7 protein-coding genes are annotated in these 6152 nt (G+C 68.7%); 3 read left to right on the forward strand and 4 right to left on the reverse strand.

The genetic code is table 11. The features are described from left to right. Nucleotides 1–542, reverse strand: a 542-nt coding sequence (gene recR, locus I0Q12_RS28555) for a recombination mediator RecR (RefSeq protein ID WP_197257003.1), incomplete at its 3' end; no start/stop codon positions are given. A 9-nt stretch (nucleotides 543–551) separates the two neighbouring features. After that, complete coding sequence (locus I0Q12_RS28560) at nucleotides 552–875, reverse strand: YbaB/EbfC family nucleoid-associated protein (protein ID WP_072813514.1); 324 nt, start codon at nucleotides 873–875, stop codon at nucleotides 552–554. Between the two features lie 76 nt (nucleotides 876–951). On the opposite strand from I0Q12_RS28560, the gene I0Q12_RS28565 reads away from it, so the two are divergent. After that, nucleotides 952–1692 (forward strand): Rv3717 family N-acetylmuramoyl-L-alanine amidase, encoded by a 741-nt coding sequence (locus tag I0Q12_RS28565; RefSeq protein WP_197256974.1) that lies wholly within the window; start codon nucleotides 952–954, stop codon nucleotides 1690–1692. Between the two features lie 26 nt (nucleotides 1693–1718). Here I0Q12_RS28565 and I0Q12_RS28570 read toward each other — a convergent pair whose 3' ends face one another. Further along, nucleotides 1719–2153: an SRPBCC family protein gene (locus I0Q12_RS28570; RefSeq protein ID WP_197256976.1), complete on the reverse strand. Its 435-nt coding sequence runs from the start codon at nucleotides 2151–2153 to the stop codon at nucleotides 1719–1721. Between the two features lie 144 nt (nucleotides 2154–2297). Between I0Q12_RS28570 and I0Q12_RS28575 the strand changes: the two genes are divergently transcribed. Both I0Q12_RS28575 and I0Q12_RS28580 read left to right on the forward strand, forming a co-directional pair. Next, nucleotides 2298–3743 carry an FAD-binding oxidoreductase gene (locus I0Q12_RS28575; protein WP_197256978.1) on the forward strand — a complete coding sequence of 482 codons (1446 nt, stop codon included), beginning with the start codon at nucleotides 2298–2300 and terminating at the stop codon, nucleotides 3741–3743. Continuing rightward, nucleotides 3740–5059: a class I SAM-dependent methyltransferase gene (locus I0Q12_RS28580; protein ID WP_307846603.1), complete on the forward strand. Its 1320-nt coding sequence runs from the start codon at nucleotides 3740–3742 to the stop codon at nucleotides 5057–5059. The genes I0Q12_RS28575 and I0Q12_RS28580 overlap by 4 nt, the downstream gene beginning before the upstream one ends. 38 nt (nucleotides 5060–5097) lie before the next feature. Here the strand turns inward: I0Q12_RS28580 and I0Q12_RS28585 are convergent, their stop codons facing one another. Continuing rightward, nucleotides 5098–6135, reverse strand: coding sequence for a type IV toxin-antitoxin system AbiEi family antitoxin domain-containing protein (locus I0Q12_RS28585; RefSeq protein WP_197256980.1), 1038 nt, complete (start codon nucleotides 6133–6135; stop codon nucleotides 5098–5100). Nucleotides 6136–6152: the final 17 nt, after the last annotated feature.

Genomic DNA, 6152 nt, shown 5'->3' on the forward strand with positions numbered 1-6152 from the left:
CCCATCGGCAGACCCGACGCGAGCCGGGTGACGGTCAGGCCCGGGAAGTCGCGCAGCATCCGCACCAGATACGTCGCCGTCGCCTCCCCCTCGGTGTTCGGGTCCGTCGCGATGATGACCTCGGTGACGTCGACGCCGTCCTCCTGGTTGCCGATGCGGGTCAGCAACTCGCGGATGCGCAGCTGGTCGGGGCCGATCCCGTTGAGCGGATCGAGCGCACCGCCCAGTACGTGGTAGCGGCCGCGGAACTCCCGGGTGCGTTCGATGGCCTGCACGTCCTTGGGTTCTTCGACCACGCAGATCTGGGTGCGGTCGCGCCGCGGGTCCGCGCAGATCCGGCACCGTTCGTGATCGGACACGGTGCCGCACACCTCGCAGAAGCGCACGCCGTCGCGCACTCTCTGCAGGGCCGCCTGCAACCGGTCGATCTCCGGCGGCTCCACCGACAGCAGGTGGAACGCGATGCGCTGGGCGCTCTTCGGTCCGACGCCCGGCAGTTTCCCGAGTTCGTCGATCAGGTCCTGGACGGGTCCCTCGTACACGCCGGTCCTCTAGAACCCGGGCAGGCCCGGGATACCGCCCCCGAGACCGCCGGCCAGCGGGCCCAGCTTCTCCGCGGCGATTTCCTGTGCCTTCGCGGACGCGTCGGCGATCGCACCGACCACCAGATCCTGCAGCGTCTCGACGTCTTCCGGGTCGACGACCTTCGGGTCGATGTGCACGGCCACGACCTCACCGGTGCCCTTGACGGTCGCGGTCACCAGGCCGCCACCGGCCTGACCGGTCACCTCCGCCTCGGCCATCTCGGCCTGCGCGGACATCAGCTGCTGCTGCATCTGCTGGGCCTGGGCGAGGAGCTGTTGCATATCGGGCATTCCACCGGGCTGCACGAGCACGTCCTTTCAGCAAGTTTCCACCGCCAGCGTAGTCGCTCGCCGGTACCGTGACGGAATGCGTGCGCGCCGGTGGTCGGGATGGATCGTCCCAGTTGCTGTTGCTGCGGTGCTGGTTGCCGGGGGCGGCCCGGCGCCGGCGCAACCGGGAAGCGGCCCGCTCGCCGGCCGCACCGTCTATCTCGACCCGGGGCACAGCGGCGCGAACGACGGCACCCTCACCACCCAGGTCCCCACGGGACGCGGCGGCACCAAGGACTGCCAGACCACCGGGACCGCCACCGACGACGGATATCCCGAGCACACCTTCAACTGGCAGCTCGCGCAGCTGGTCCGCGACGACCTCGTCGCGCTCGGAGCCCGGGTGCTGCTGAGCCGGTCCGACGACAGCTCGGTCGGCAGCTGCGTCGACCGGCGTGCGATCGAAGCGAACGAGGCCGGGGTGGACGCCGCAGTCAGCCTGCACGCCGACGGCGCCGCCGCCGACGCCCACGGCTTCCACGTGAACTACTCGGCGCCGCCGCTCAACGAGGTACAGGCCGGGCCGTCCGTCGCGCTGGCGACCTCGATCCGCGACGCACTGCTCGCCGCAGGAGCCACGCCGTCGACCTATCTGGGCGCCGACGGGCTGCTCGGCCGCGAGGACCTGGCCGGCCTGAACCTGTCGCAGCGCCCGTCCGTGCTCGTCGAGGTGGGCAACATGCGCAACCCCGGCGACGCCGCGCGCATGGCCGATCCCGCGGGCCGCGCTCAGCTGGCCGGTGCGGTCGTCGCGGGGATCGCGGCGTTCCTCGGGTGACGACCGACCCCCGTCGAACCCTGCTGTCAGTCGACTTCGCGACGAAGGTTCTCGAGCACCTGCTGCTGGATCTTGCGCAGCCCGAGCGGCGCGAAGATGCGTTCGAAGAAGCCGCCGATGCCGCTCCCACCCTTCCACTGGGTCAGCGTCACGACGGTCGACCCGGTGCCGTTCGGCACCACGCTCCACGTGGTGACCAGCGTCGAATTCGCGTCCTCTTCGGTGATCGTGCTGCCCGACACCGACACCTTCGCCTCGATGTCGCGGACGCGCTTCTCGGTGGCGTGCAGCTTCCACCGCGCGACGGTTCCGGTGCCCTGGCCGCCCGAGACGACCCGGTAGTCGGTGTAGTGGTCGGAAAGGATGCGCGGTCGCACCGTCTCGTAGTCCGCGAGGGCCGCGAGCACCCGCTCGGGAGCCGCCGCGAGCTGAATCGAACTGCTTGCGCTGACCTGCGCCATGGGGGTCCTCCTGGTGTCGTATCTCGGCCGTCTGCGGTCGCACCGACCGGCAACTCGTCGAGTCCGCGCGGTAACCGGACGTACTCGACACTCCGGTCTATTGTGGATTGCGCCCGCAGACGCCGAGCCCGCAGGGGGAGCCGAATGCCGAGTACGCCACGTCAGATCGTTCCGACCGGTGTGCCGGCGCACCGTGAAGGCGTGGACCGCCTGCTTCGTTCCTACCGCAACATCCCCGGCGACGCACCGGTTCGGCTCGCGAAGAAGACCTCGAATCTGTTCCGCGCCCGCGCAAAGATTTCCGCACCCGGCCTGGACGTCTCCGGTCTCGGCGGGGTGATCTCCGTGGATCCGAAGGCGCGCACCGCCGATGTGGCGGGAATGTGCACCTACGAGGACCTCGTGGACGCCACGCTCCCCTACGGTCTTGTGCCGCTCGTGGTGCCGCAGCTCAAGACCATCACGCTCGGCGGTGCCGTCACCGGGCTCGGGATCGAGTCCACGTCGTTCCGCAACGGCCTTCCGCACGAGTCGGTCCTGGAGATGGACATCCTCACCGGTGCCGGTGAGATCGTCACCGCCACCCCGGACAACGAGCACGCCGACCTGTTCCGGGGCTTTCCCAACTCCTACGGTTCGCTCGGCTACGCAACGAGGCTGCGCATCGAACTCGAGCCGGTGAAACCCTATGTTGCGCTGCGGCACCTGCGGTTCGATTCGCTCGGCGCGCTGCAGGCCGCACTGGACCGCATCGTCAACGAACGCAGCCATGCGGGCGTGCCGGTCGACTATCTCGACGGCACCGTGTTCTCGGCGACCGAGAGCTACCTGACTCTCGGTACACAGACCGACGAGCCGGGTCCGGTCAGCGACTACACCGGCGAACACATCTACTACCGCTCGATCCAGCACGCTTCGGTCAACCATCCCAAGACCGACCGCCTCACGATCCGCGACTACCTGTGGCGGTGGGACACCGACTGGTTCTGGTGCTCACGCGCATTCGGCGCCCAGAACCCGCGGATCCGGCGCTGGTGGCCGAAGAGTCTGCTGCGCAGCAGCTTCTACTGGAAGCTCATCGCACTCGACCACAAGTACGGCATCGCCGACCGGATCGAGGCCCGCAAGGGGAACCCGCCCCGCGAGCGCGTCGTCCAGGACGTCGAGGTGCCCATCGAGCGCACCGCAGAGTTCATGCGGTGGTTCCTCGCCGAGATCCCGATCGAACCGGTGTGGCTGTGCCCGCTGCGGTTGCGTGATCGCAGCGCCCCGTCCGATGCGTTGTCGTTCGACGCGCAGCGGCCGTGGCCGATGTACCCGCTCGAGCCGAAGCGCACCTACGTGAACGTCGGATTCTGGTCGTCGGTTCCGGTCGTCCCCGGCAACATCGAAGGAGCCGCAAACCGGACGATCGAGCGGAAGGTCGCCGAACTCGACGGCCACAAGTCGCTGTACTCGGATTCCTACTATTCGCGGGAAGAATTCGAAAAGCTCTACTACGGCGGGGGCGAATACCCGGCGCTGAAACAGAAGTACGACCCCAGGTCCCGTCTGCTGGACCTCTTCGCGAAGGCGGTGCATCGAAAGTGACCACATTCAAATCGGCGCCGACAACCCGCAGAGCGGGTGGACACGACGACAAGCTGAATCTGGCGGAGATCGTCGAGATCGTGACCGGCGGCGACATGCCGCTGCGATTCACCGCGTACGACGGGTCCGCCGCCGGACCGGAGGACTCCCCGTTCGGCCTGGCCCTGAAGTCCCCGCGCGGTGCCACCTACATCGCGACCGCCCCCGGCGACCTCGGGATGGCCCGCGCCTACGTCGCCGGCGATCTCGAACCCGAAGGGGTGCATCCCGGCAACCCCTACGAACTGCTGAAATCGCTGGGCGACCTGCACTTCGAACGCCCGCCGGCGCTGGTCCTCGCCCAGATCGCACGGTCGCTGGGTCGTGACCTGCTGCGGCCGATCGCCCCGCCGCCGCAGGAACACCTGCCGCGCTGGCGCCGGATCGCGGAGGGCCTGAGGCATTCCCGCAGCCGCGACGCCGAGGTCATCCACCACCACTACGACGTGTCGAACGAGTTCTACGAAATGGTGCTCGGCCCGTCCATGACCTACACGTGCGCCCTGTTCGAGTCCGAGGACCAGACGCTCGAGGAGGCGCAGGAGAACAAGTACCGGATCGTCTTCGAGAAGCTGAACCTGAAGCCCGGCGACCGCCTGCTCGACATCGGTTGCGGCTGGGGCGGAATGGTCCGGTACGCGGCGCGCCGCGGCGTCAAGGCGATCGGCGCGACGCTGTCGCGCGAGCAGGCGGAGTGGGCGCAGAAGGCGATCGCCGCGGAGGGACTGAGCGATCTGGCCGAGGTGCGGTTCTCCGACTACCGGGACGTACCCGAGACCGGCTTCGACGCCATCTCCTCGATCGGGTTGACCGAGCACATCGGCGTCAGCAACTACCCTGCGTACTTCGGGTTGCTGCACAGCAAACTCCGCGAGGGTGGCCTGCTCCTCAACCACTGCATCACCCGTCCCCGCAACAACGGGAAGGTGAAGGCCGGCGGGTTCATCGACCGCTACGTCTTCCCCGACGGCGAGCTGACCGGTTCCGGCCGGATCATCACCGAGGCGCAGGACGTCGGCTTCGAGGTGCTCCACGAGGAGAACCTGCGTCAGCACTACGCCCTGACGCTCAAGGGCTGGTGCGAGTACCTCGAGGCCAACTGGGATGCGTGCGTCGCCGAGGTCGGTGAGGGCACGGCCCGCGTATGGGGCCTGTACATGGCCGGATCCCGGCTCGGATTCGAGCGCAATATCGTTCAGCTGCACCATGTTCTGGCGGTCAAGCTCGGCGCCGACCAGCGGCCCCTGACCCCGCTGCGTCCCTGGTGGAAGCCGTAGGCGGCTCCGCCGCCCGTGCGTGGTTTCGGTAGCACCCACTACCGAAACCACGCACGACACTCGCAGGGGCCGGGAGCGTCGCGCACCCACCCCAGCCTGGTCAGCACCGCTTCGACCTCCCGCGCGACCTCGCACGGCGCCGACGCGACCTCCTGATAGCCGAAGACCAGCCGCGCCCGTCCGGCCAGTTCGGCGGCGTTGTCGCGACGCCGGTCCCGGAATGCGACCTCGACCATCGAATGCGCCCACCGGCCGTCCAGCCGAACCGTGAGCGGGCATCCGGCGGCGTCGTAGGTGCAGTCCTCGTACAACGTCCGGCCGTCGACGACCGTCGGGGCCTGCCGGGTCGCGACGGGCAGTGCGTGCGCCCGCTCGACGTCGATCGCGTAGTGATATTCGAGGACGGACTGCACACCGTCCGCCAGCAACGTCAGGGCCTCGGTGATCGGACCGCGGTAGCGGTACGGTGGCCGTTCCTCGATCCGCCGGCGCACATCGTGCAGTCGCAGCCCGGCGTTCGTGACCGTGGAGATCAGCGACATGTACGCCTCCCGCGGAGATGCTTGCGCCGTCGCCAGATCCAGTGCCGTGTCGACCTTCGTCGTGCGCGGCAACCGTGCGTCGACACCGATGTAGGCGTGCGCGCGGGACCGGTGCACGACGACCCCGGGATGCAGCGAGGCGGACGGTTTCGACACCGGCAGTTTCGCCTTCGGCCCGGCTGCCCGGACGGTTGCGCGTTGTGGCAGTGCGGATCTGCCGACCGGGACCGTGATGTGGACGGGTGCGGTGTCGTCGACGGGCAGCATGCCCCACACCTCCGCCGCCGTGCGATGACTGAGCATCGCCGGACCACCTCCGTACAACAGCGCAGCTTCGAGCACCATCGTCCGGGTGAGCGGTCCGCTGCTGACCGCGTAGACACCCTGCAGCACCCGTTGCCATCGCCCGGTGTCGAGCAGGTGCCGGACCGCTCCCCTGCCGATACCCGCCTCCGTCAGCTCGGCCTGGGTGACCAGACCGGTGCGGTCGTCGAACAGCCTCTGTACGTTGCTTTTTCCGAAATCGTCCCCCATGCGGTCGATGATGACCG

Source organism: Rhodococcus sp. CX, from assembly GCF_015865005.1.
Lineage (GTDB): Bacteria > Actinomycetota > Actinomycetes > Mycobacteriales > Mycobacteriaceae > Rhodococcus.